Source organism: Halovibrio sp. HP20-59 (genome assembly GCF_033052795.2).
In the GTDB taxonomy this organism is placed as follows: Bacteria; Pseudomonadota; Gammaproteobacteria; order Pseudomonadales; family Halomonadaceae; genus Vreelandella.
Genome location: NZ_JAWJUW020000008.1, coordinates 1 through 24,525, shown reverse-complemented (window position 1 = coordinate 24,525; position 24,525 = coordinate 1). Strand labels below are relative to the sequence as shown.

Here is a 24,525-nt window from a genome sequence, read left to right as displayed (position 1 = left end):
AACCCGGCGGACGCTTTGCGCTAAGCCAGAGATAACGCCAGCGCTGACAAATTGATCATTTTTTAACCACCTGTTCATCAATAAGGATACCTGCGTGACCCAACGTTCAAACGCTTTGCCACCGCTTGCGGCATTAACGACGCCAACCCTTACCTGGAACGAGGGAGCCCCCCACGCAACAGCGTTTGATGACATCTATTTCACCCGTGGCGATGGGCGCGCAGAGACCGAGCATGTCTTTCTGGGTGCCAACCACCTCCCCGAACGCTTTGCCGTCTGGGAAGCCGCGCGGCCCTTTGTGATTGGCGAAACCGGCTTTGGCACCGGGCTCAATATGCTCTGCGCCTGGGCCTGTTTTGAACAACATGCCCCTTCTTCTGCACGACTGCACCTGTTATCCACAGAGAAGTTTCCCCTTGAGCTAGGTGCCCTTGAACAAGCATTAGCGAGCTGGCCCTCGCTGGCCACTTATGCACAGGTGCTGTGCGCTCAATGGCCAGCCGCCGTTAGCGGTATTCACCGCCTGCACTTAACCGATCGCGTCATCCTTGATCTGCATTTCGGCGATACCACTGAGCGCCTGGAGCAGTTGGATGGTCAGGTCGACGCCTGGTTTTTAGACGGCTTTGCGCCCTCTAAAAATCCCGATATGTGGCAGCCTGAATTGTTTAACGCCATGGCCGCCCGTTCACGCCCTGGCGCGACTTTCGCCACGTTTACCTGCGCGGGCATCGTCAAGCGGGGCCTGAAAGCGGCGGGCTTTAACTGGAAGAAAGTGCCGGGCTATGGGCGCAAGCGGGAAATGCTAGCGGGCAGTATCGAAACTCCGCCTGTGGATCACCGCCGCCAGGCCACGCCCTGGTTTACCCCACCACCTGCGGCACAGGCTAGGCACGTTGTGATAGTCGGCGCGGGATTAGCGGGTAGCACTGTCGCGGCAGCGCTTTCAAAGCGGGGCATTAAGGTAACGGTGGTAGAGCGCGAAGCCCCCGGTGCGGGCGGTTCGGGTAATCGCCAGGGCGCGCTGTATGTAAAGCTCGCTGCTGAAACCAACCATCAAAGCCGGGTTTACCTCGCGGGGCTGCTGTACAGCCAGCGCTGGCTAACGCAGCAACATGCTAATCAAACCTTATGGCAGCCCAGCGGCGTGGTGCAGTTGGCAAGCAGCGATAAAGAGGCGCGCCGCCAGCAGCGTTTTATCGAGCAACACCCGCTGCCATCTGAAATCGTCACTGGCATGGAGAACCCGGCGTTAACCGAGACAGCGGCAATCACTGTCAACGCTCCTCACGGGCTTTATTATCCACAGGCAGGCTGGGTAAGGCCTAAGGCACTGTGCGAGCACTTGCTTGGCCAGCCAGGCATTCGCATGCAGCAAGGCGAGGTTCGCTCCCTTACACAACGAGAGACCGGTTGGCAGCTCAACTTGGCTGATGGCAGCGCATTGGAGGCGGATCAGGTGGTGATTGCCAGCGCGCATTTGGCCAACCGTTTTTCGCAAACGGCTGAGCTGCCGCTGCAGTCGGTGCGCGGCCAGATTAGCGAGCTAACGCTACCCGATGAGGTGGAGGGCCCTAAACGCGTGGTATGTGCCGGAGGCTATGTGGCACCTGCTTTAGATGGCGTGCTGACTTTCGGCGCTAGCTTTGTACCCAACAATGCGACCACTGATGTGACGGACAACGACCATCAGCGCAATATCGATGAGCTACGCCAGACGCTGCCCACGCTGATAGAGGCGTTGGAACAGGCAGGCATTGAGCTGAGCCCTGAGAACCTTAAGGGCCGTACCGCCGTGCGCGCAGCAAGCCCCGACAAAACCCCTTACGCAGGGCCCGTGCCGGTGGCAGAAGCATGGCGGGCGGACTATTCGCTGCTGAGCAAGGATGCTACTCGTATCGCAGAAGTAGCTGGCAGGCACTACCCAGGCCTGTGGATATCCACCGCCCACGGCTCGCGGGGACTCGCCAGCGCTCCGCTCTGTGCCGAGGTAATCGCCTCACGAATCTGCGACGAGCCAATGCCGCTGGAAGCACCGTTGGTAGACCATTTACACACAGGGCGGCGGATTATTAGTGCGATTATTCGGGGAGAGACTTAATAGACAAGCTTGAGATTGCCGCGTCGCTGCGCTCCTCGCAACGACATATTGGGTGCGCACCTGACCATAACACTCTCTTGTCATCGCGAGCGACGCGCGGCGATCTCGGGTTTGCCTGCCACTGCCAGCAAAGATTGCTTCGTCGCAGGCTCCTCGCAATGACATTTGGCGTTATTGCGAACGGAGTAAAGCAATCTGGGGAGGGTGCACCGATAGGCTGAGATTGCTTCGTCGTTTCACTCCTCGCAATGACATAGGGGTGTCATCGCGAGCGAAGCGCGGCGATCTCGGGGTTGCCTGCCAATGCCAGCAAAGATTGCCGCGTCGCTGCACTCCTCGCAATGACATAGGGGTGTCATCGCGAGCGAAGCGCGGCGATCTCGGAGTTGCCTGCCAATGCCAGCAAAGATTGCCGCGTCGCTGCGCTCCTCGCAACGACATAGGGGTGTAATCGCGAGCGAAGCGCGGCGATCTCGGGGTTGCCTGCCAATGCCAGCAAAGATTGCCGCGTCGCTGCGCTCCTCGCAATGACATAGGGGTGTCATCGCGAGCGAAGCGCGGCGATCTCGGGTTTGCCTGCCAATGCCAGCAAAGATTGCCGCGTCGCTGCGCTCCTCGCAACGACATTTTGGGAGGCTTTTCGCAAGATGAGGCTAAATATCCCCCTCTTCTTCGTCGTCGGCGACATCGCGCCCAAACGAACGCCATTGAGCTAGGGTCATCACTTCGGTCATCTCTAGCTCAAGGTCGTGGGCGATAATCAGCTCATTGCGCTCAAGCTGCTTTTTCAGCTCGACTACCCAGCCGTGCATGCCCTCGCCCGTTGTATCGGTAGTGTCGTAGCCCTGGCGGGTCACAAACGCCTCCAGCAGGGCATTGAGGGTGTCCGGTGGCAGCATTCGGGTGGGTACTTCAATAAAACGGCTCATTAACTCTGTTTCTCCCACTCTGCCAAACGTTCAATAAAAGTGGCTTCATCCACGACTTCCACGCCCATCTGTTCGGCTTTGGTAAGTTTACTGCCCGCCGCTTCGCCTGCAACCAGGCAAGTCGTCTTCTTCGATACGCTGCCCGCTACCTTAGCACCCAACGCCTGCAAACGTGCTTTGCCCTCATCGCGGGTCATACTCTCCATTGAGCCGGTGAGCACCCAGGTCTGGCCTTCCAGCGGCGTCGGGCCTTGGGTGACTTCCGCCTCTTGCCAGGTAATGCCTGCATCAATCAGTGCGGCAATGGTTTCCTGGTTGTGCGGTTGGCGGAAGAAAGTATGCACATGGGCGGCCACAATCGGGCCGACATCGTTGACCGCTTCCAGCGCTTGCAACTCCGCGGCTTGAATAGCTTCAAGGGTACCAAAGTGGTTGGCGAGATTGGCCGCTGTGGCCTCACCTACTTCACGAATACCTAACGCATAAATAAACCGCGCCAGCGTAGTCGATTTAGCGGTTTCAAGCGCGTTGACCAAGTTGGTGGCTGACTTCTCGCCCATACGCGGCAGGCTTTTAAGCTGCTCTACTGTCAGATGAAACAGCGCCGCCGGTGTTTCCACCCAGCCCAAATCAACTAACTGGACGATCAGCTTTTCGCCCAAGCCGTCAATATCCAGCGCTTTGCGACTGGCGAAATGCTTGAGCGCCTCTTTGCGCTGCGCTGCGCAGTAAAGCCCCCCCGAACAGCGAGCGACCGCTTCACCTTCAATACGCTCGATATCCGAACCGCACACCGGACAGTGTTCGGGAAAAATGATCGCCCTGGCATCCGCTGGCCGCTGCTCGGCATGCACGCTCACTACTTGGGGAATCACATCACCAGCGCGGCGTATCGACACCGTATCGCCGATCATTACATCCAAGCGTTTGATCTCATCGGCGTTGTGCAGCGTCGCGTTAGACACCGTCACACCGGCCACCGTGACAGGTTCAAGACGCGCCACGGGCGTAATCGCCCCGGTACGGCCGACCTGGAATTCCACGTCGTTAAGCGTAGTGATCTCTTCCTGAGCCGGATACTTAAATGCCACCGCCCAGCGCGGCGCGCGGGCAACAAAGCCAAGTTCACGCTGGTGGCGCAGATCGTTCACCTTGATCACCACGCCGTCGATATCGAAACCTAAGCCATCGCGCTTTTCGCCCAACTGTTCACAGTAATCGGCAACGGCCTGCGGGCCTTTGACCACCTTCAATTCTGAACTGGCGCGAAAGCCTAATGTGGACAAACGCTGCATTAATTCGCTGTGAGTCGTATCCCCTAAGTCTGGCTCCAAACGCGCTGCCTGGTAAGCATGAAACTCTAGCGGGCGCTTGGCGGTAATACGCGGGTCGAGCTGACGCAGGCTGCCTGCCGCTGCGTTACGCGGGTTGGCAAAGACCTTGCTGCCTTCTTCCCGGGCGCGCTCGTTCAGCGCCTCAAAGCCCGCATGGCGCATTATTACCTCGCCACGTACTTCTAACAGCGCGGGCGCGTTTTTTCCCATCAGCTTGAGCGGTACCGAGCGCAACGTGCGCAGGTTAGAGGTAATGCCTTCGCCGGTGCGGCCATCGCCGCGGGTCGCACCGCTCACCAGCATGCCCTGCTCATAGACTAACGAGACGGCCGCGCCGTCCAACTTTGGCTCGCAGGTAAACTCAACGTCGTCCGCCGTGCATTCGAGGCGTTCGGCCACTCGCTCAGCAAAAGCGAGGATATCGTCACGGCTAAAGGCGTTATCCAACGACAGCATGGGGATAGCGTGGGCTACCGACGGAAAGCCCTCCGCAGGGGCGGCGCCTACACGCTGGGTGGGTGAATCAGGAGTGACCAACTCCGGGTGCTCAGACTCTAACCGCTGTAAACGCTGAAATTTACGATCGTAGTCGGCATCCGTCAGCGTTGGCTCGTCCAATATATAATAGCGGTAGTTAGCCTCGTCCAGCTCGGCCCGCAGTTGGGTAATCTCTTCCAGCGTTTGAGAATCAGACTGACTCATTTGAATGGGTTCCAGACTCGCAGCATAAAGTGCAAAAATTTGAAAATACAAAATGTGCTTCGTATTGAACAGAAACACCCGCCTTTGGCAAGAAGGCGGGTGTTTCACGGCAAGTGCTACTTCGTCGGTTAGTTGAGCACGATTAGCGCGCTTGCAGTTGACGATGCAGGCGGTGGCGACGTTCAAACTCACGCACCCGCTGACGGGCGAATTCGATTGTCTGTGCGGTCATGACGCTGCGGTTTTCGTCTTTAAGCTCGCCGCCCATGTGACGAACCACCACCATGGCGGTTTCTACCATCGCCTCAAAGGCAGCGCTACTATCGACGGCGCCAGGTAGCGGCATTAGCAGCGTGATGCCGGGTGTCATAAACTCACCCATCTCTTCAATGGGGAAAGTGCCCGGCTTAACCACATTCAACATCGAGAACTGAAGCTCGCTATCGTCGCTCTCGGTTTCAAAGCGGTGGAAAACGCCCATCGTGCGGCTGTAGCGCAAACCGCACACCATCATCAGGTCAAGCAGCTTGGTGCCGTCGAAACCTTCAGGGTCTCTGGAGAGAACGCTAATCACCACGACTTCTTCGGCATTAGTCAGCGTTTCTTTGGCATGTTCGCCGTTCACATCATGGCGCAGTGCTTTTTCTAACGTTGGGTGAACCCGTTCATTCGCCCCATGTTCGTCGTCAGCTTGACTGTCGTAAGCGTCAGCCTCGAAGCTTTCCTCAAAACCCTCTTCGTGGGCTGCAACCTCATTGCTTTCGTAGCGACGCGCCTCTTCGTCAGCAGCACGCTGCTGAGCAGCAAGCCTGTCGGCAGCGGCCGCGCTAGCCGCAGCTTCTTCACGAGCTTGGGCCTGCTCTTGAGCAAGGCGGGCACGCTCTGCATCAGCGGCTTCTTTGGCTTCACGTTTCTGCTCTGCTTCTAGCGCTTTGCGTTCAGCCTTCTGCTTGGCCAAGGCTTGATCACGCACCGCTTTCTCAGCTTTCTTACGCTGTTTCTCTTTGCGCCGCGCAATCAAACGACGCTTCAGTGAGCGCCCCATGCCTTCAAAGTCGACTAAGCGATACTCATCAATTTCGTCATCATCCAACTCGTCGTACTCGCCCGCTGTATCAGAGCGCAACTGACGCCGTTTCGGCGAATTTTCATTGGCGTGTTTAGCGAATACGGCATCTTCTGGCTCGGCGCGCAGCACAGGTTCCTGCTGTTCATACGGGGATGGCGCCGGTGTTTCCGCTGCATTAGCATTAGGCGTCATTGGAGGATCGGTTTCGGGCGCAGTTTCAGTAGGCAGAGGCTGCTCGGTTTGCGGCGAGGACATTTGTTGAGGAGACAAGGAAATACTCGGCTCGCGACGCTCATGTTCACTACTAACCGGTGGTTGTTGATGACTCGCTGATGCGACTGAGTCACTTGCTGCGTCATGAGTCTCCGCACTTACGGAGGCAGGCTCGGCATCAACTCGCTGCTGCGATGTTGCCGTGTTGGATCGAGAGTTTGCTATCGCATCGGCTTTTTCGGCTTTAATCGCTTTGCGTTTGGCCGACTTCTCCGACGCAGAGCGTCTAAACTCAGCCAGCACTCTGGAAGGCCCGGGGTGCTCCTGACGCTCTAACTTTGGCTTATTGCCTAAACCGCTGTAATCGGCTGGCTTAACGACTCGCGCGCCACCATTCGGCAGTTCCCAATTGATTTCCGCTGCCTTGGCAGCCTCTTCGGGATCTTCAAACTGGCTGTCAGTATCCTTGTCCGCTTGATCCAAGCGGGGTACACGTCGCTGTCGTTGCAGTCTTCGAACACCGTCAATAACGATGAGCGATACCAACGCCAGCCCTAAAATAATTAACCACTCTCTTAATTCCATGTTGAAAGTTCCATGGTCGTCTTGCCGGTTGCTAAGGCACGGTGATTGAAAATCATGCCTGAATTTGGAAAACGGTAACGGCTATTGAACAAATATTAACCATTAGCATAGCGCGATTGCTAGGAAAATGACCAGTTTTCACCGTATTTAACGCGATTTTCACACCTGAGCGAAATATCGACACTGTTAAAGGCGAAAAATTCGCCCTTGGCTTCAAACAAAAGTGGCACCCTCGCATAAGGGCTAGGCTTTTATTAATAGGACTAATATAGTTAAGTTGAACGCTTAAGCCCATCTTTTTGCGCTTTTAGCCAATAAAAGATAATCCATTGGCTTTTATTGCTCTAGTTTTGCTAAACGAGGGCGAATAGCCTTAATCGATAAGCGCCGCCGCTTCTTCGATACCCACCGATACTAAACGCGACACGCCTGGCTCTTGCATGGTAACTCCCATTAAGCGTTCGGCGGCTTCCATGGCAATCTTGTTGTGGGTGATATAGATAAACTGCACGTTCTCCGACATCTCTTTTACTAACCTGGCGTAACGGCCCACGTTGGCATCATCCAATGGCGCATCAACTTCATCCAACATACAAAAGGGCGCAGGATTAAGTTGAAAGATAGCAAAGACCAACGACAGCGCGGTCAGCGCTTTCTCACCGCCCGAAAGCAGGTGAATGGTGCTGTTCTTTTTACCCGGCGGGCGGGCCATGATTGCCACGCCGGTTTCCAGCAGATCATCGCCGGTCAGCGTTAGCCATGCCGCACCGCCGCCAAACACGCGGGGGAACAGGGCCTGCAGCCCGGCATTCACCTGATCAAAGGTTTCCCGGAAGCGCACGCGGGTTTCTTGGTCGATACGCTTAATTGCCCGCTCAAGCGTTTCCAGCGCTTCGGTTAACTCGGCGTGCTGCGCTTCTAAATAGTTACGCCGCTCGGCCTGCTGATCGTACTCTTCGATGGCAGCGAGGTTAATTGCCCCCAAACGGCGAATCTTATCCGTGGTGCTTTCCAGGCGTTCCTGCCAATGCGTTTCCGTGGCTTCCTGGGGCAGCTGTTCGGTGAGGGTTTCGACGTTATGGCCCAGCTCTTCCAACTGTTCGTCTTGAGTAGCGGCTTTTAGCGCCAGCGCCTGAACGTCCATACGTCGCTGCTGCAGCTGCTCACGGCTCTGCTCCAGATTGCGTTCGTGCTGCTGACGGGCCAGCTCATCGTTACGCAGCTGTTCTGCCAGCGCCTGGGCCTGCTGGCGAGTAGCGTTTAAGCGCCCTTCCTGCTGTTCGCGCTGGTGCAGCAGCTCTTCCAGCTCTTCCCCGGCCAATTCGTCAGGTTCGAGCAGCATTTCTCGCGACTCTTCCAGCTCGGCTATACGTAGTGACAAGCGTTCTTCACTGTCGCTTGAGCGCGACTGCTGGGAACGCAGGCTATCGCGTTCGGCGATTAAGCGTTCGCGCTCAAGTGCCAGCGCCTGCTGCTGCGCTTTGAGCGGGGCATGCTGCTGAGTCAACTGGTCACGCGCTTCACGCTGCCGATTGCGCTGCTCAGCACTGGCTTCCCGCGCTTGTGCCGCGCTTTCCAACTGTTCCATCGCCACATGCCAGCGGGCACGCTGCTCATCGATGGTAAGCGCTAACTCCGCTTCATCCTCTTGCAGCTGGGCAAGCTCTTCATCGAGTTCAGTGGCGCGACTCTCCAGATGTTCCAAGCGCTGGCCCAGGCTGCGCTCTTTTACCGCCAACTGCTGCAAGGTAGCGGCGTGGGCGCGCTCCTGTTCGGCCTGCTGCTCGCGGGCCTGCTCCAGGGTTTCAATGGTCTCGCTGGCCGCCTCACACTGCGCTTCTGCCAACGCCAGCGCCTCTTCTTCACTTTCGCGCTGGGCGGTCAGTTCGGCGTAACGGCGGCGCGTTAATAGCAGTCCGTCGATACCTTCGCCGTTGGCCTGTTGGTGCAGCCAGCCGCGGCCCAGCCAAACGCCATCCTGGCTTACCACACTTTCGCCGGGGGCAAGGTGCGCTACCTGCGCCTGTGCTTCTTCTGCCGTTTGCGTATAGTGAATACTTGCTAACCATTCACCTAACGCACCAGCACCTTTAACCAAACTATCCAATCGCTGGCCAGAGGTTGAGGCGGCGGGCGGCGTCTGTTCAATCAGCCGCCACTCCGTGGCTAGGGCTTCAGGCAAAGCGGCCAGTTGGTGGCGATCCACCAGGCGGGCATTGAGCCAGGGTGCGAGCAGCCAGGACACCAGCGTTTCCCAGCCGGGCTCGACGTGCAGTACTTCACCCAGCTGCGGAGCATCCGCTAAGCCATGCGCTTCTAAGGTCGTGCCAATAGCAGGATCGTGATCCACCAGGGCAGCGTCAATTAACGCCTGAAGTGAAGCCAACTCACCCTGGCGCTGACTGAGTTCAGCGCGCTGATTGTCCCGCGTCTGAGTGGCCTGCTGGTAGGCTGCTTTAGCATCGCCGTAGCGCTGCTGCCATTGATCGCGCTGGGTTTGAAAACCTTCTGCCTGCTCCTCGGCTTCGGTCAACTGCGCTTGGCACACGGCGTGCTCTTCGCGCAGCGCAGTGAGGTCGGCTACCTCGCTGCGCTGCTGACGGCGGCGCTGGTTTTCCGCCTGCAGGCGCTGGATGCGCTGCTCAAGGTCGCGCAATTGATCCTGGCTGCGATCTGCATCGCGGCTGGCATCCCGCCAGCGGGTTTCGGCATCGGCCCACTGCTGCTCGGCGGCTTCCAGCGCGGGGGAAGCGTCGGCCAACGCCTGCTCAAGGTTTTCAAGCTGCTCTTCGAGGGCTTCGTGTTCGGGGAGCAGATCGTCAAAGCGCTCGTCAATCGCGGCTAAACGTTCCTGATCACCTTCGCTGACGCGGCGCTGCTCGTCCAACTCGCGCCGGGCCGTGGCGATGTCGCTGGCTAGCTGGGTTTCACGGCTGCGCCGGTGGGCCTGATCCTGCTCTAAACGAGCGATGCGCGTGGTGGTTTCAAAGAACTGCTGTTGGTGGCGATCGAGCACTTCAGACAGCTCGTCGTGCTGCTCGCGGGCCTGCTCCAGGCGGGTTTCGCACTGGCGGACGCCGAAGACATCTTTTTCGACCGCGATTTCCAACTCGCGAACGCGGCCCTCCTGGTGCGACTGCTCGACGCGCAAGGTGCGGCCACGCAGCAGCGCCAGCTCGCCCTTGAGCCGATACTCCTGCTCCTTGAGATCTTGATAGCGCTTGGCGGCTTCGGCCTGACGCTTGAGGCGCTCTAGCTGCTTATCCAGTTCTTCGCGAATATCGTCCAGACGCTCCAGGTTTTCCTGGGTTCGCCGCATGCGATTTTCGGTTTCCCGGCGGCGCTCTTTGTACTTGGAGATACCCGCAGCTTCTTCCAGTGTCGAGCGCAGGTCATCCGGGCGGGCTTCGATCAGCCGCGAAATCATGCCTTGGCCGATAATGGCGTAGGAACGCGGCCCTAAGCCGGTGCCCATAAACAGGTCGGCGATATCGCGGCGCCGACACTTTTGGCCATTAAAGAAGTAGTTCGACTGCCCGTCCCGGGTGACTAAACGCCTAACCACGATTTCGGCGTATTGGGCGTAAACACCGCCCATGCTGCCGTCGCGGTTGTCGAACTTGAGCTCTATGGACGCCTGGCTGATGGGTTTACGACCGGTGGAGCCGTTAAAGATAACGTCGGCCATGGATTCGCCGCGCAGGGTTTTGGCGGAGGACTCCCCCATCACCCAGCGAACGGCGTCAATAATGTTGGATTTACCGCAGCCGTTAGGGCCCACGATGGCGGTCATGTTGCCATCGAAGGGCACCGTCACTGGATCTACAAAGGACTTGAAACCGACTAAGCGAATCGACGTTAAGCGCATACCTAGACGGCGTTCCCGTTGCGATTATTCAAAGACACGGTTAATCACCACGTCGACGGCGTTATCTTGCTCAATCGGCCCTACACTGACGCTCTCAAGGTCGCCAAACAGATCACCCGGCTGCGGGGTGGCTTGGCCAGAAGGAGAAACACGCACCACGATGCGCGCTTCCTGCACCTGGGATATTTGCGCCTGGGGCGACATAGCCACGCTATTATCCAGCACCACGGTCATGGGTAACTCGGATACCTGCGCCTGAACCACGGCCAAAGGCGGCAGCTCACCTTCGATATCGCGGGCAGTAATAAACACCGTATCGTCGCCGTCGACGCGCCCGGCGAGCTCCTCGTCTAGCGAAACACGCACGCGAATACCGCTGCTCTCGGCAGCTTCTACAGCGGCCTCTTCGGGTTCAATGCCCATGCGCTCCTGAGCTACGCGAATACCGTCGCGTAGTGAAGCCGCCGTGTCAGGGTCTTCAATATTAGCCACTGCTCGCCGCCAACGATCAATGGCTTGTTCATAATCGCCATTATCAAAGGCGTGAATGCCCAACATCCCTAATACTGTCGGCTGACGCGGGTCCTGTTCTAATGTCTCATCAACTAGCGCCTGCACCTCGTCGGTGAGTTCACGCTCGGCCATAAAGAAACGAATTTGCGCCAGCTGGGCGAGCAGGGGTGGAATACGGCCTTCAATGGCGATCAGGCGTTCGAGGGCATCCACCGCCTGATCCATTTGACCGGTCTCGCGATAAAGCGGAAACAGAGAACTCCACACATTAGGATTGTCCGGCTGGCGCTCGGCCTGCTCTTCCATGCGCTCAATGTACATGGCAAGCGATCCGTCAGGGTCATTGCGCACTTCTTGCTGCACCGCTAGCAGTGTCAGATCCCCTTCGGCGCCTTCTTGCTGGTACCAAAGCACGCTGATCACCACCACGCCGACCATCACCACCGGCACCACAAACCGCCCAGCGCCAGCCGGCTTGAGCGGGCGCCGGGCAGTCACTGCGGTGTCTTCCAGCAGGCTGCGCTCGAGCTCCAGGCGGTCTTCGTCAAAGCGGCTAGCGTCGATCTCGCCACGCTCTTTAGCCGCCTCTAGCGATGCCAAACGACGCTGAAAAATCGCCACGTTCTGTTCGGCGGAGGTGTCATTGGCTTCAAAGCGGTATTGCTGGTCGTGCAGCTTACGTGCGTTCCTTAATGGTGACGCCAACAGCCAGAGCGCAGGTAGTAGCAGTACGGCAATCGCAATCCAGAGCAGCGTCATGAAGACCCCTTACGGTTAATCAGCGCATCAATGCGCTGGCGCTCTTCTGCGCTCAGCGCTTTAGCAGAGGCATGGCGGCGGGCGCGGATCATCAACACAACGATAACGACGCCTAGTAATACCAACGCAAAGGGCAACCCCCAAAGCAGATAGGTGCGGTTCTCTAAACGCGGGTTGTAGAGGATGTATTCGCCGAACCGCTGGACCATGTGGTTGATAATTTCGGTATCCGACTGGCCGTCTTCTATCAAGCGGTAAACCCGCTCGCGCATATCTGCCGAAATGGGTGCGTCGGAATCATCGATGGCTTGATTTTCACATAGCGGGCAGCGCATGGAGGAAGTCAAATCGTGATAGCGCTTCTCCTTCACCGGGTCGTCAAACTCACGCAGCTCAATACCCGCTGCGACGGCACCTGACGCCATGACTAGCATCGTTAACGCTAGGATTAAGCGAATCAACGCCATTTTTCCACCTCCGGCAAAATCCGTTCGCGAACGTCCTCAGGCGACACGTACCCTTTATGGTGATAGCGAATCACCCCATCGGCATCGACCAGAAAGGTTTCTGGGGCTCCATACACGCCCAGATCAAAACCCAGCTCGCCTTCCGGATCAAAAATATTGATTTCAAAGGGGTCGCCAAACTCGCTGAGAAACTCCAAGCCTTTCTCGCGGCTGTCGCGGTAGTTAACCCCCACCATGCGTATACCGTGGTCGGCCAGTTCCAACAGCTGAGGCATTTCCTGCTTGCACGCCGGGCACCATTCACCCCAGACGTTGACCAAAGTCACCTCACCTGTGAGCAGTGATTGATCAACACGCTGATTTTCATCGCGCAGCCTGGTAGCTTCAAAGGCCGGAAATTCGCGTGCCATCAGGGCAGAGTCGCGCTGAGAAGGGTCCAGCGCCAACCCTTGATAAAAGAACAGCGCCAGCCCCAAAAAACACACCGGTAGCAGTAGCAATAATAACCGTCGTTTCATACCGCCACCTCCCGTGCCGTCTCACGATTGGCAGCCACCTTCGAATCACGGGTTACCGTGGCGCGCCGGTAGCGCTTATCAAGCACGGCAAGCACACCACCTGCGGCCATTAGCAAGGCACCTAGCCACAACCAGCGTACAAACGGCTTGTATTGAACGCGCATCGCCCAGCTGCCATCGCCCAGGTCTTCGCCCATGGCCACATAAAGATCACGGAAGAGTCCCGGCCGCAGCGCCACTTGGGTCATCGGCATACCGGTGGCCAGGTAAAGACGCTTTTCGGGCCGCATGGTAAAGCTGCTACCACTATCGCCGCGATGCACTTGTAGAATCGAGGTGTCCGCCAAGAAGTTGCCCCCGCGACGTTCAACCAGCTCAGTCATGGTGAACTGATACCCTGCCACTTCGACCGTGGTGCCTGGCGACATACGCACATTGCGCTCAATGTTGTAGTTGGAAACGACCGTCACGCCGACAATGGTAACCGCAACGCCCAAGTGCCCCAGCACCATGCCCCAATACGCCAGCGATAGCTTGCGGACACCGGTGAAAAACGAGCTGGCATGGCGGGTTTTATCGAATACATCGCGCACCATCGGCAGCACAATCCATAGTGCGGAGACAATGCCCAGGGAGACAAACAGGTTCCACTCTCCGCGGTACAGCAGCGGCATTAATATGCCGATCACTAATGCGGCCACACCTGCTAACCACAGTTTACGGACCAGGTCGCGTGCCACCATGCTCTTCCAGCGTGTTACCGAGCCAAGCCCCATAAAAATACACATCAACACGGTAAGCGGCACAAACAGGGCGTTAAAGTAAGGCGGGCCCACGCTGATTTTCCCCAGCCCCAGAGAATCCAGAATCAGCGGGTAAACGGTACCCAGCAATACGGTGACAGTCATAATCACCAAAAAGATATTATTAACCAGCAGCAACGCATCCCGGGAGAGCCAGTTAAAGCCTACTTTATGACTTACCCGCGGGGCACGCAGGGCAAACACCAGCAGCGACAGCGTTACCGTAATGGCCAGCAGCATCAGGATAAAGAAGCCACGGGCGGGGTCGTTGGCAAACGCATGCACCGAGGTCAGTACACCGGAACGCACCAGGAAAGTGCCCATCAGTGACAGCGAAAAGGTTGAAATCGCCAGCAGCACGGTCCAGCTTTTAAATGAGCCGCGTTTCTCGGTGACCGCCAGCGAGTGCACCAGCGCCGTGCCTGTCAGCCAGGGCAGCAGTGAAGCGTTTTCGACCGGATCCCAGAACCACCAGCCACCCCAGCCAAGTTCGTAATAGGCCCACCAGCTGCCCAGCGCGATACCCACGGTTAGAAACGCCCAGGCTAAGTTCGTCCAGGGCCGCGCCCAGCGTGTCCAGGCGGCGTCTAAACGCCCGCCAATCAGCGCCGCAATAGCAAACGCAAAAACCACGGAAAAGCCCACGTAGCCCATGTAGAGCATTGGCGGATGCACCACTAGCCCGAAGTCTTGCAGCAGCGGGTTAAGATCGGCGCCATCCTGTGGCATATTGGGCAGCAGTCGCTCGAAGGGATTGGACGTGACCAGAATAAACAGTAAAAAGCCCACGCAGACCATGCCCATCACGCCCATTACTCGCGCGACCATATCCCGCGGCAGGTTGCCGGTAAATAGGCTGGCCGCAAACCCCCAGCCCGCGAGCATAAAGCTCCAAAGCAGCACCGACCCTTCATGGTTGCCCCACACCGCGCTGAACTTGTAGTACCAGGGCAGCAGCGAGTTGGAGTTGTTGGCCACGTTCGCCACGCTAAAGTCGTCCAGCATATAGCTGGCGGTCAAACAGGCGTAGGCAACGGCAATAAACACAAACTGCCCCACCGCCATGGGCTGACCATAGGCCATCCACAGCGGGCGCCGAGTCGCCGCACCGGCCAGCGGCATCACCGCCTGCACTGCCGCCATCAATAGCGCAACAATCAGGGCGAAGTGGCCAATTTCAGGGATCAATTTTATAAGCATGTGTGCTCCGCATAAGGCTTTGTTGCCAACCCTGGTGGGACAAGAACTAGTATTCGCTTGCCTGGGGCACGCCTTCTTCATCAAGGCGCTGGCCGACTTCGGCGGCTTTGGCCTGATAGTCGGCAGGCGAATAGCCGGCTTCTTCCAGCGCCTGAGCAACTTCAGGGGGCATATAGTTTTCGTCGTGGCGGGCGAGTACTTTATCGGCATACAAACGACCATCGGCCTGAAGCTCACCGACCACTACCACGCCCTGGCCTTCCCGGAACAGGTCGGGCAGAATTCCACTGTAATAAACTTCCAGGTCATCGACGTAATCGGTGACGGTAAATTCGACGTCCAGGCTCTGCTTGTCGCGGGAGACCGAGCCCTCTTTTACCATGCCGCCAGCGCGAATTTGTCGTTCCATCGGCGCGTCGCCCTGAGCGATCTGTACCGGGCTAAAAAACAAATTGATGTTGGCGCGTAGCGCGTAAAGCGTCAGCCCCACAGCAACGGCTGCCAGCGACACCAAGCCCAAAATAACAAACAGTTTCTGTTTACGTTTAGGTGTCATTGGGTGCTCCCCCTTGCACTGTTTGCGCGCCTTGCGCGGCGTTTCAAGCCTTTGAGCAGTTGGCGCTGTTCAACACGCGCATGCCAAACGGTGGTGATCAGCAGCAGTGCGGTCACGCCCCAAGCCGACCAAACATAAGGCGCGTGACCACCCATGGCGAGAAATTCGTAAAATGAGTCAAATGCCATTAGCGGGCCTCCTCTGCTTGGCCAGTGACCAGTTCCTGTACCCAGCGTTTATTCGCTTCGCGACGCAGAATCTCGCTGCGCGTACGCATCAGCGTTAAGGCAATGAAAAAGCTGTAGAAACCCAGCACCATAATGACCAAAGGCAGCCACATTTCGGTAGGCATGGCTGGTCGCGAGGTCAGCGTAAATGAAGCGGGCTGGTGCAGGGTGTACCACCAGTCCACCGAGTATTTGATAATGGGAATATTGATCACTCCCACCATGGCCAGCACCGAGGCTGCCCGCGAGGCGCTATCGCGGCTGGTAAAAGCCCCCCGCAGAGCAATGACGCCCAAGTACAAAAACAGCAGGATCAACATTGACGTTAACCGTGCATCCCACATCCACCAGGTTCCCCATGTGGGCACGCCCCACACTGCGCCGGAAAATAGCGCCACAAAGGTCATGGCCGCACCTAAAGGCGCCATCACCGCCGCCGCCATATCGGCTACTTTAATTTTCCAAACCATAAACACCAGCCCGGAAACCGCCATGGCGATGAAAATCGACTGGGCCAAAAAGGCCGCTGGCACATGGACATAAATAATCCGGAAGCTATTACCCTGTTGGTAATCCGCCGGGGCAAACGCCAGGCCCCACAGCGATCCGGTAACGATCAATAGCGCCGCCGCGGCCCAAAACCAGGGCTGTAGCTTGGCACTAATGCCATAGAACCACTTGGGTGATCCCAGTTTGTGTATAAAGGCCCACATAGCGTGTCCTATCCTTTAACCGTTAATACTGATCCGCAGTGATGCGGCAATCGCCCACGGCGCCAACATCAGCGAGGCCGCGAGTAGCGCGCCCAAAATAGCCAAATGGGCGCTGACACCATCGCCCAAAATAGCCGCCTGAACCGCCCCCGCGCCAAAAATGAGGACTGGGATATAAAGCGGCAGTACGAGCAGTGAAAGCAGTACCCCGCCCCGGGCCAGGCCGACAGTTAATGCTGCCCCAATGGCGCCAATCAAACTCAAGCTGGCCGTGCCCAATGCTAATGACAGCGCCAATACGGCGTAGCTGCCCGCTGGCAGCGCCAGCATGATACCTAATAACGGCGCCATCAGCGCCAACGGCAACCCTGTTAGTAGCCAATGCACGGTCACTTTGGCCAAACTCAACGCGGCTAACGGCTGCGGTGCCAGTAGCAGCTGCTCAAGACTGCCGTCGTCATAATCGCTGCGAAACAAGCTGTCTAATGACAGCAGTGCGGCTAGCAGCGCCGCCACCCATAACAGGCCCGGCGCAATCACCGCTAAAAGCTCAGGGTCGGGCGAAATAGCGATCGGGAACAGCGTTATCACCAAGGCAAAAAACACCAGCGGGTTGAGCACTTCGCCACGGTGTCTCAACAACAGCGTTAAATCACGCACGAGCGTGGCCTTCACTGCGATCATCAAGCCACCTGTGTACTCACGCAATGACACTGCGGAAACCTGTTGGCTGATGTCTGAACAATGTGAAGGGCTCTGTTGTGAAGAGCTATTTAAAGAGTTTTGCAACCCTGTCTCCTTCTACCCCAGCGCGATATGTCTTAGCAGCGGGGATGCGGTTAACGCGTGGTGTGTCGTTACTAGCACGCAGCCGCCCGCCTGGGCGTGGGCAACAAGCTGTTTTTCTAGATCGGCGACGCCATGGCGGTCTATGGCGGTGAAGGGTTCATCCAATACCCAGAGGGCACGTGGCGTTAACGTTAAGCGCGCCAGGGCCACGCGACGCTGTTGGCCTGCTGAGAGCTGGCCCGCTGGGGCGTCTTCAAAGCCCGCCAAACCAACGCGTTCAAGGGCATCCAAGCGCTGCTCTTCGTTACCGCTCTCCCCGCTTAACGCCTGATACCAAGCTAAATTCTCTAATGCTGACAGCCCTGACTTTATACCTGGGGCGTGTCCCAAATAGAGTAAATTGGCAAGAAAATGTTCACGTACATCTTTCATTACAGCGCCATTCCAGAAGAGTTCGCCCTGGTAGTCGCTGAGCTGTCCAGAAAGGATTTTGAGCAGGCTGGTTTTGCCACTGCCATTGGGCCCTTCAATACGTACGATTTCACCGCTGCGAATGTCGAGGTCGAGCCCCTGGAAAAGCCAGCGGTCATCACGTTCACAGGCCAACTGTCGGGCTTGTAGACACAGGCTCAAGAGGCTCTCCAGGCACGTTGATTTCGCGTCGAACTCTACACGGAAAGCCACTTTCTCGCTACTCAGACGATGCGACGGTGGGTCGCAGCGTGATCCAGATCAGCAAGCATTAAAACAAATCATGGGTAGCACTGTATGCAATAACAGGTCTATACTGAAAACCACTGTATGAAAGAACATGCAATGGAGCTTAACCAATGACACTATCGATGACCGCACCTACCGCTTCACTCAATCGTGGGCAACCGGCTATCCGCCCCTACGTAATGACGCCTAGTGTGACACGGCGCAATACCTATGCGTTAAAAGTACGCGGCAACCGGATGTGCGATTGCAACTTATTCGATGGCGATGTCATTATTATTCGGCGCTATCAGCACGATACCCAAACCGAAACCGCCGTTGCCGAAATTAATCAGCAAACAATTGCCTTGAAGCAGCTCTCTATCAGTCGCTTTGGCGTGGAACTCTGGCCAGAAGACACTCTTCAGCCGGCGCTATTTTTGCACAATCAGGATATTCAGGTACTTGGCATGGTGATGGGAGTTGAACCACATACAAGCGCTTATCAGAAAAGTAAGCATACCTTCACGGAGCATTAATGCGCTATCGGGTTCCCGACCTACCCTCTGCATCATGGCATACGGCTGACACCGAAGTAGAAAAGAGCCAATTTCTCACCTGGCTCTGCCGTGCCTACGATATCGGCGCGTTCACTGCCATGCTAAATGCTGCGAAAGCCGCGCACCCCAATGCCAGCCACCACTGCACTGCCTATATTGCCGGGCCACCCGGCGAGCAAACGTTGATTGGCTTTTCTGATGATGGCGAGCCTGGCGGCACCGCTGGCCGACCGATGTATCAAGTGCTCGAGGGTAGTCAACTAGGCCATATCGGCTGTGTGGTCATCCGTTATTTTGGCGGCACGAAACTTGGCACCGGCGGCTTAGCCCGCGCCTACGCTCAGGCGGTTAGCCATGCCCTTGAGACGCTACCTACTCGCGAAGTGGTTGAGCGCGACAGCTTTACGCTACGGATCAACTTTGCCAATGAAGCGATTGCCCGCACCTGGTGCGAAGAACGTGATATCCCTATTGAGCAAGCCGACTATGATGGCGATGGCGTGCGCCTAACCATTGGCTGGCCACGGGACTGCACGTTTGACCTTGCCCCGTTAGAAAACCGCTTGAAGAGCGCTATTGAGGTTCTCTCTGCACCAAAGGCATGACGCAGCAGCGCCAAAATCTTAGTAACGTATCCATGTCGTTGCGAGGAGCCTGCGACGAAGCAATCTCGGCCTACCGTGGGAGCCAACCCCAGATTGCTTCACTGCGTTCGCAATGACACTCCCATGTCGTTGCGAGGAGCCTGCGACGCGGCAACCTCGTCCTGCGGTGGCAAACAAAACCGAGATCGCCGCGCTTCGCTTCGCGATGACACTCACCGGTCATTGCGTGTAGGGACTCCCATGTCGTTGATGGCATGGGGCTAGTTAACCCAGGTATTTAATCATTACCCCAGCCGCAACTGCCGAGCCAATGACCCCGGCCACGTTGGGGCCCATGGCATGCATCAGCAGGAAGTTATGAGGGTTGGACTCGAGGCCCACCTTGTTCGCCACCCGTGCTGCCATGGGCACTGCGGAAACGCCTGCGGCTCCGATCAAGGGATTGATGGGCATATTGCTCACCAGGTTCATCAGCTTAGCCATTAACACCCCGGCGGCGGTGCCGATCCCGAATGCCACAATCCCTAAGCCTAATATTCCCAGCGTCTCAAAAGTCAAAAAACTCCCGGCCATTAGCTTGGAGCCCACCGACAGACCCAGGATAATCGTCACGATATTGATCAACGAGTTCTGCGCTGTGTCTGATAACCGCTCAACCACACCGCACTCGCGCATCAGGTTACCGAAGCAGAACATGCCCAATAGCGGCGCCGCATCGGGCAGAAACAGCGCCACCAGAATCAGCAGCATCAGCGGGAAGACGATCTTTTCCAGCTTGGACACCGGCCGCAGTTGAGTCATCTTGATTTGACGCTCTTTCTGGGTCGTCAACAAACGCATAATTGGCGGCTGGATCAGCGGCACCAACGCCATATAGGCGTAGGCAGCAACGGCAATTGCCCCTAGCAGTTCAGGCGCTAGCACGCTGGAAACGTAAATCGAGGTTGGGCCATCCGCGCCGCCGATAATACCGATGGCAGCGGCCTGATTGAGCGAGAAATCCATTATCCCCAGCGACGACAGCGCCACCGCGCCAAACAGCGTGGCAAAAATACCAAACTGAGCGGCGGCCCCTAAAAACAGCGTTCGTGGGTTGGCAAGCAGAGGGCCAAAGTCGGTCATGGCGCCCACGCCCATAAAGATAATCAGTGGCGCAACACCCGAGCCAATCGCTACTTTGTAAAAGTTGTAAAGCATACCGTCGCTGTAACCAACGCCCACCGCAACATCCCGTGCGGCGCGCAGTTGATCCGGTGCGGCGCCATCGTGGGCAATCGCTTTTAACGATTCACGCCAGGCTTCCGCATTCGCTAGCGGATCAAGCGTCGCGCCCAGCGCTGCCGCCATCTGCTGCAGCACCGCAGGTTTCGCCACCTCAATCGCTTGTTCGAGCGCTGAAATAGCTAGCCCCGCTTCAGGGATATTGGCAAGGATGCCGCCAAAACCAATCGGCACTAGCAGCAGCGGCTCAAATTTCTTGTTGATGGCCAGGTAGAGCAGCAGTAGCCCCACCATAATCATGACAAACTGGCCAAGCTCAAGGTTATACAGCCCAGAGCCTTCCCATAGCGTTACTAAATTATCCATTGGATGCCCTTAGAGCTCGATCAGCGTATCGCCCACGGCTACGCTGTCGCCCTCGCTAACATTGACCTTCGAGACAGTGCCTGCGCTGCTGGCGCGCACTTCGGTTTCCATTTTCATCGCTTCAAGGATGATCACCACATCCCCTTCAGCGACTTGCTTGCCAGGGCTTACATTGACTTTGAAGATATTGCCGGCCAGCGGTGCATCAATGCTCCCTCCACTACCTTCACCACTGGGTGCAGACGCTCCCTCTTTCGGGGCGTTACTGCTGGCTGTTTGCTCCTGCACTTCGCCCAACTCACCGCCTTCAGACACCTCCACCACGAAGGACTTGCCGTTGAGCTTAACGGTATAGGTCTCGGGGCCACTGCTGGCCACGGGCGCTTTGTCTTCCGTCTTAGCCGGCACTTCAGCGCTTGATTCAGCTGCTTGGGGTACAGGCTCAAAGGCATCGGGATTATCGCGGTTCTTAAGGAACTTCAAACCAATCTGTGGGAACAGCGCATAGGTCAGCACGTCATCGACTTCGCGCTTGCCTTCGGCTAAACGAATACCTTCAGCGTCGGCTTTCTCTTTGAGTTCGGTGGCCAATCGATCCATTTCCGGCGAAAGGTTATCCGCCGGGCGACAGGTAATCGGCTCGCCGCCTTCCAACACACGATTTTGCAGCTCGGCGTTGAAGGGCGCAGGGGCAGCACCATATTCACCTTTGAGCAGCGCCTGGACTTCCTTGGAGATCGATTTGTAGCGCTCGCCCATCATCACGTTCATGACCGCCTGGGTGCCGACGATTTGCGAGGTGGGCGTCACCAACGGAATAAAGCCAAGATCTTCACGCACACGGGGGATCTCACTCAGTACGTCGTCCAGCTTATCGCCCGCGCCCTGCTCTTTCAGCTGACCTTCCATATTGGTCAGCATGCCGCCGGGCACCTGAGCAATCAGGATGCGCGAATCAATACCGCGCAGCGAACCTTCAAAGGCGGCGTACTTCTTACGTACTTCGCGAAAGTAACCGGCAATATCTTCCAGCAGCTCAAGATCCAGACCGGTATCACGGCCGGTGTCTTTCAGCATGGCCACCACGGACTCGGTGGGGCTGTGGCCATAGGTCATCGACATGGATGAGATCGAGGTATCGACGTTATCGATGCCCGCCTCTACCGCCTTCAAAATGGTCGACGTGGAGAGGCCAGTGGTGGCATGACAGTGAAGGTGCACCGGAATCGACAGTTCTTTCTTCAGCCGGGTGACTAGATCAAACGCTGTGTAGGGCGTCAGCAGCCCCGCCATATCCTTGATAGCCAAAGAATCCGCGCCCAAACCAGCAATTGTTTTGGCGAGATCGACCCAGCTATCCAGGGTATGCACCGGGCTTACCGTGTATGAAATCGTGCCCTGGGCGTGGCCCTCTACGTTACGTACGGCTTGAATGGCGCGCTCAAGATTACGCGGGTCATTCATAGCATCGAAGACACGAAAGACGTCTACGCCGTTGGTTTTAGCCCGCTCAACGAACTTGTCCACCACGTCGTCGGCGTAGTGGCGGTAACCCAGCAGGTTTTGGCCACGCAACAGCATGGCCTGAGGCGTATTGGGCATGGCTTCTTTCAGCGCACGAATACGCTCCCAGGGGTCTTCACCCAGATAACGAATACAGGCGTCGTAGGTAGCACCGCCCCAGGTTTCTAGTGACCAGTAGCCGACGCGATCCAGCTTTTCGGCAATCGGCAACATATCGTCAAGCCGCATACGCGTGGCAAAAAGCGATTGATGAGCATCGCGCAGCACGACATCGGTAATGCCTAGGGGGCGTTTTATTTCGTTCATGGTCTTAGCTCACCGTAGAGAATTATAAGTCTGTAGTAAAAATAACAAAAAAACAGCCAATAGATGACTGAAATAGACAAAATTGAGAAAGTTAACTACGTCGTGTCGTTCGGTAACGATGCACTGCAGCACTGATCACCGCCATCACCTCGTCGTCTTGAGAGGAGGTAGCAGCAGGCTTATGCATGTTTTTATCCGTGCTTAGCGCAGCCGGAACCGGCTGATAGCGGCCGATCAACCTGGACATTAGCGTAACGCTAATAACCAAAACAGTAAGAAAAACAAACACAAAACCCATTCCGAGCGTCATTAACTCTAGCCCGTCTTGCAACAACCCTGGATCTTGCATACGGCGCTCTCCTTGATTCATACGTATGGCTTATACGCGCCTCATTACGCCTACGATATTGAAAGGCGCTTGGCGCAGTGAAGGTAATCCACTAACCTGCCACACCCAGAATAGAATGCAATGGCGCGATAGTGGAAGTCATGGTTGTTAATTTACTACAAAACGGCAGAATCGGCCTAGCCCCCATGGAGGGGGTGATTGATGCACTGACCCGCGACCTGTTGACCCGCCATGCGGGGTTCGACTGGACGGTCACGGAGTTTGTGCGTGTTGTCGATGCTCGCCTGCCTCCCCGGGTATTTTATAAGCACTGCCCGGAGCTAGCGCACTCCCAGGTGGCAACGCCGAGCGGCATTCCCGTGCATTTACAGCTGCTCGGCGCTGACCCAGCCACGCTGGCGGCTAACGCACGCCAAGCGCTTAGCCTGGGCGCGGTAAGCGTTGACCTTAATTTTGGCTGCCCAGCCAAACTGGTTAACCGCCACGACGGCGGCGCCTCACTGCTACGCCAACCCGACCGTGTTTATCAAGCGGTTAAAGCCGTTCATGAGGCGCTGGATGGCGAAATTCCGGTGACCGCCAAAATTCGCCTGGGCTTCGCCAATCGCCGCTTGGCGGTGGCCTGCGCTCAAGCGACTGAAGCAGGCGGCGCCGCACAGCTGGTGGTGCATGCACGCACCAGAGACGAAGGCTACCGCCCACCGGCGCACTGGGAATGGATCGGTAAAATTCGCCGCCACGTCAGCATCCCGGTAGTGGCTAATGGCGATATCTGGACGCTGGAAGATTATTGGAAAGCCCGTACGCTTTCGGGGTGTCGCGATGTGATGCTAGGGCGTAGCGCGCTTGCGGACCCGTGGCTGGCGCCACGCATTCGCCACTGGTTGCAAACCGGCGAGCGGCTACCTGAAAGTAGCTGGGCGATGCGCGCCAACGTGCTCAAAGAATACGCTGCACGACAGCGCCAACAGCTGCCTGACCGCGTCGTGGTGTCGCTGGTAAAGCAGTGGCTTGCGCAAATGCGCCAAGGCAGTAGCGAAGCTGAGCAGAACTTTCAGCGCGTAAAGCGCCTCACAGAGCTAGATCAACTGCTCGACAGCCTTGTGGCAGAGGATGAGCCGCACGCTGCGCTGGCTTAAACCTCTCTATCTACCAACCCCACCCTCATAGCCAAAAAAAACGCCCTACCGCGAAGCGGGGGCGTTAAACACGATCACATGACCGGGGCGCGAGCCACTTCCGGTCAAGCCAGAAATAGGCGATCAAGCTAAGAACAGGCGATCAGACTACAAACAGAAAACCCGCCCTCAATGAGAAGGCGGGTTTTGGAATCTGGTGCGCCCGGGAGGATTCGAACCTCCGACCCCCTGATTCGTAGTCAGGTACTCTATCCAGCTGAGCTACGGGCGCATAATTGACAACGTTGACTAATAACGTTTAGTGCAAACTGCTAGCTATTCACTACTAACTAAAAGTGGTGCGCCCGGGAGGATTCGAACCTCCGACCCCCTGATTCGTAGTCAGGTACTCTATCCAGCTGAGCTACGGGCGC

At 56.9% G+C, this 24,525-nt stretch carries 20 protein-coding genes and 2 tRNA genes; 4 read left to right on the top strand and 18 right to left on the bottom strand.

Going from position 1 to position 24,525, the window contains the following annotated elements:
• Nucleotides 1-94 precede the first annotated feature (94 nt).
• Complete coding sequence (gene mnmC, locus RZA33_RS10880; RefSeq protein WP_317507738.1) at nucleotides 95-2,101, top strand: bifunctional tRNA (5-methylaminomethyl-2-thiouridine)(34)-methyltransferase MnmD/FAD-dependent 5-carboxymethylaminomethyl-2-thiouridine(34) oxidoreductase MnmC; 2,007 nt, start codon at nucleotides 95-97, stop codon at nucleotides 2,099-2,101.
• A gap of 653 nt (nucleotides 2,102-2,754) precedes the next feature.
• Here mnmC and RZA33_RS10875 read toward each other — a convergent pair.
• The 13 genes from RZA33_RS10875 to ccmA form a co-directional block, all read right to left on the bottom strand.
• Nucleotides 2,755-3,030, bottom strand: coding sequence for a YheU family protein (locus RZA33_RS10875; protein ID WP_317507737.1), 276 nt, complete (start codon nucleotides 3,028-3,030; stop codon nucleotides 2,755-2,757).
• The gene (gene ligA / locus RZA33_RS10870) at nucleotides 3,030-5,066 is read right to left on the bottom strand and encodes an NAD-dependent DNA ligase LigA (RefSeq protein WP_317507736.1); all 2,037 of its coding nucleotides are present in this window, start codon (nucleotides 5,064-5,066) and stop codon (nucleotides 3,030-3,032) included. The genes RZA33_RS10875 and ligA overlap by 1 nt, the downstream gene beginning before the upstream one ends.
• A gap of 142 nt (nucleotides 5,067-5,208) precedes the next feature.
• The gene (zipA, locus tag RZA33_RS10865) at nucleotides 5,209-6,933 is read right to left on the bottom strand and encodes a cell division protein ZipA (protein WP_317507735.1); all 1,725 of its coding nucleotides are present in this window, start codon (nucleotides 6,931-6,933) and stop codon (nucleotides 5,209-5,211) included.
• 373 nt (nucleotides 6,934-7,306) lie between these two features.
• Nucleotides 7,307-10,801, bottom strand: coding sequence for a chromosome segregation protein SMC (smc, locus tag RZA33_RS10860; protein ID WP_317507734.1), 3,495 nt, complete (start codon nucleotides 10,799-10,801; stop codon nucleotides 7,307-7,309).
• A 24-nt stretch (nucleotides 10,802-10,825) separates the two neighbouring features.
• A complete protein-coding gene (gene ccmI / locus RZA33_RS10855; protein ID WP_317507733.1) occupies nucleotides 10,826-12,073 on the bottom strand; it encodes a c-type cytochrome biogenesis protein CcmI in 1,248 nt (415 codons plus the stop codon).
• Nucleotides 12,070-12,540, bottom strand: a complete 471-nt coding sequence (locus tag RZA33_RS10850) for a cytochrome c-type biogenesis protein (RefSeq protein WP_317507732.1) — start codon at nucleotides 12,538-12,540, stop codon at nucleotides 12,070-12,072. The genes ccmI and RZA33_RS10850 overlap by 4 nt, the downstream gene beginning before the upstream one ends.
• Entirely contained in the window at nucleotides 12,531-13,058 is a 528-nt protein-coding gene (locus tag RZA33_RS10845; RefSeq protein ID WP_317507731.1) for a DsbE family thiol:disulfide interchange protein, read from the bottom strand. The genes RZA33_RS10850 and RZA33_RS10845 overlap by 10 nt, the downstream gene beginning before the upstream one ends.
• On the bottom strand, nucleotides 13,055-15,061 hold the full coding sequence (locus tag RZA33_RS10840; RefSeq protein WP_317507730.1) for a heme lyase CcmF/NrfE family subunit: 2,007 nt from the start codon (nucleotides 15,059-15,061) through the stop codon (nucleotides 13,055-13,057). The genes RZA33_RS10845 and RZA33_RS10840 overlap by 4 nt, the downstream gene beginning before the upstream one ends.
• A gap of 46 nt (nucleotides 15,062-15,107) precedes the next feature.
• Complete coding sequence (gene ccmE / locus RZA33_RS10835; protein WP_317507729.1) at nucleotides 15,108-15,617, bottom strand: cytochrome c maturation protein CcmE; 510 nt, start codon at nucleotides 15,615-15,617, stop codon at nucleotides 15,108-15,110.
• Nucleotides 15,614-15,805 carry a heme exporter protein CcmD gene (gene ccmD / locus RZA33_RS10830; protein ID WP_317507728.1) on the bottom strand — a complete coding sequence of 64 codons (192 nt, stop codon included), beginning with the start codon at nucleotides 15,803-15,805 and terminating at the stop codon, nucleotides 15,614-15,616. Before ccmD ends, ccmE begins: the two co-directional genes overlap by 4 nt.
• Nucleotides 15,805-16,557 (bottom strand): heme ABC transporter permease, encoded by a 753-nt coding sequence (locus RZA33_RS10825; protein WP_317507727.1) that lies wholly within the window; start codon nucleotides 16,555-16,557, stop codon nucleotides 15,805-15,807. The genes ccmD and RZA33_RS10825 overlap by 1 nt, the downstream gene beginning before the upstream one ends.
• Nucleotides 16,558-16,572: 15 nt before the next feature.
• Nucleotides 16,573-17,241, bottom strand: coding sequence for a heme exporter protein CcmB (ccmB, locus tag RZA33_RS10820; RefSeq protein WP_317507726.1), 669 nt, complete (start codon nucleotides 17,239-17,241; stop codon nucleotides 16,573-16,575).
• A gap of 117 nt (nucleotides 17,242-17,358) precedes the next feature.
• Nucleotides 17,359-17,979, bottom strand: a complete 621-nt coding sequence (gene ccmA, locus RZA33_RS10815) for a cytochrome c biogenesis heme-transporting ATPase CcmA (protein WP_317507725.1) — start codon at nucleotides 17,977-17,979, stop codon at nucleotides 17,359-17,361.
• A gap of 197 nt (nucleotides 17,980-18,176) precedes the next feature.
• On the opposite strand from ccmA, the gene RZA33_RS10810 reads away from it, so the two are divergent.
• Both RZA33_RS10810 and RZA33_RS10805 read left to right on the top strand, forming a co-directional pair.
• Complete coding sequence (locus RZA33_RS10810; protein ID WP_317507724.1) at nucleotides 18,177-18,581, top strand: LexA family protein; 405 nt, start codon at nucleotides 18,177-18,179, stop codon at nucleotides 18,579-18,581.
• Nucleotides 18,581-19,207 carry an IMPACT family protein gene (locus tag RZA33_RS10805; protein WP_317507723.1) on the top strand — a complete coding sequence of 209 codons (627 nt, stop codon included), beginning with the start codon at nucleotides 18,581-18,583 and terminating at the stop codon, nucleotides 19,205-19,207. Before RZA33_RS10810 ends, RZA33_RS10805 begins: the two co-directional genes overlap by 1 nt.
• 264 nt (nucleotides 19,208-19,471) lie before the next feature.
• Here RZA33_RS10805 and RZA33_RS10800 read toward each other — a convergent pair whose 3' ends face one another.
• The 3 genes from RZA33_RS10800 to RZA33_RS10790 all read right to left on the bottom strand — a co-directional run bounded on the left by RZA33_RS10800 (nucleotide 19,472) and on the right by RZA33_RS10790 (nucleotide 22,973).
• Complete coding sequence (locus RZA33_RS10800) at nucleotides 19,472-20,794, bottom strand: sodium ion-translocating decarboxylase subunit beta (protein ID WP_317507722.1); 1,323 nt, start codon at nucleotides 20,792-20,794, stop codon at nucleotides 19,472-19,474.
• Nucleotides 20,795-20,803: 9 nt separating this feature from the next.
• Nucleotides 20,804-22,624, bottom strand: a complete 1,821-nt coding sequence (gene oadA / locus RZA33_RS10795; protein WP_317507721.1) for a sodium-extruding oxaloacetate decarboxylase subunit alpha — start codon at nucleotides 22,622-22,624, stop codon at nucleotides 20,804-20,806.
• Nucleotides 22,625-22,715: 91 nt separating this feature from the next.
• Complete coding sequence (locus tag RZA33_RS10790; RefSeq protein WP_317507720.1) at nucleotides 22,716-22,973, bottom strand: OadG family protein; 258 nt, start codon at nucleotides 22,971-22,973, stop codon at nucleotides 22,716-22,718.
• Nucleotides 22,974-23,113: 140 nt separating this feature from the next.
• Here RZA33_RS10790 and RZA33_RS10785 point away from each other — a divergent pair, with 140 nt between their 5' ends.
• Entirely contained in the window at nucleotides 23,114-24,112 is a 999-nt protein-coding gene (locus RZA33_RS10785) for a tRNA-dihydrouridine synthase family protein (RefSeq protein ID WP_317507844.1), read from the top strand.
• Nucleotides 24,113-24,306: 194 nt separating this feature from the next.
• Here the strand turns inward: RZA33_RS10785 and RZA33_RS10780 are convergent.
• Together RZA33_RS10780 and RZA33_RS10775 are read right to left on the bottom strand one after the other, a co-directional pair.
• Nucleotides 24,307-24,383 (bottom strand) — tRNA-Arg (locus RZA33_RS10780).
• A gap of 65 nt (nucleotides 24,384-24,448) precedes the next feature.
• Nucleotides 24,449-24,525, bottom strand: a tRNA-Arg gene (locus RZA33_RS10775).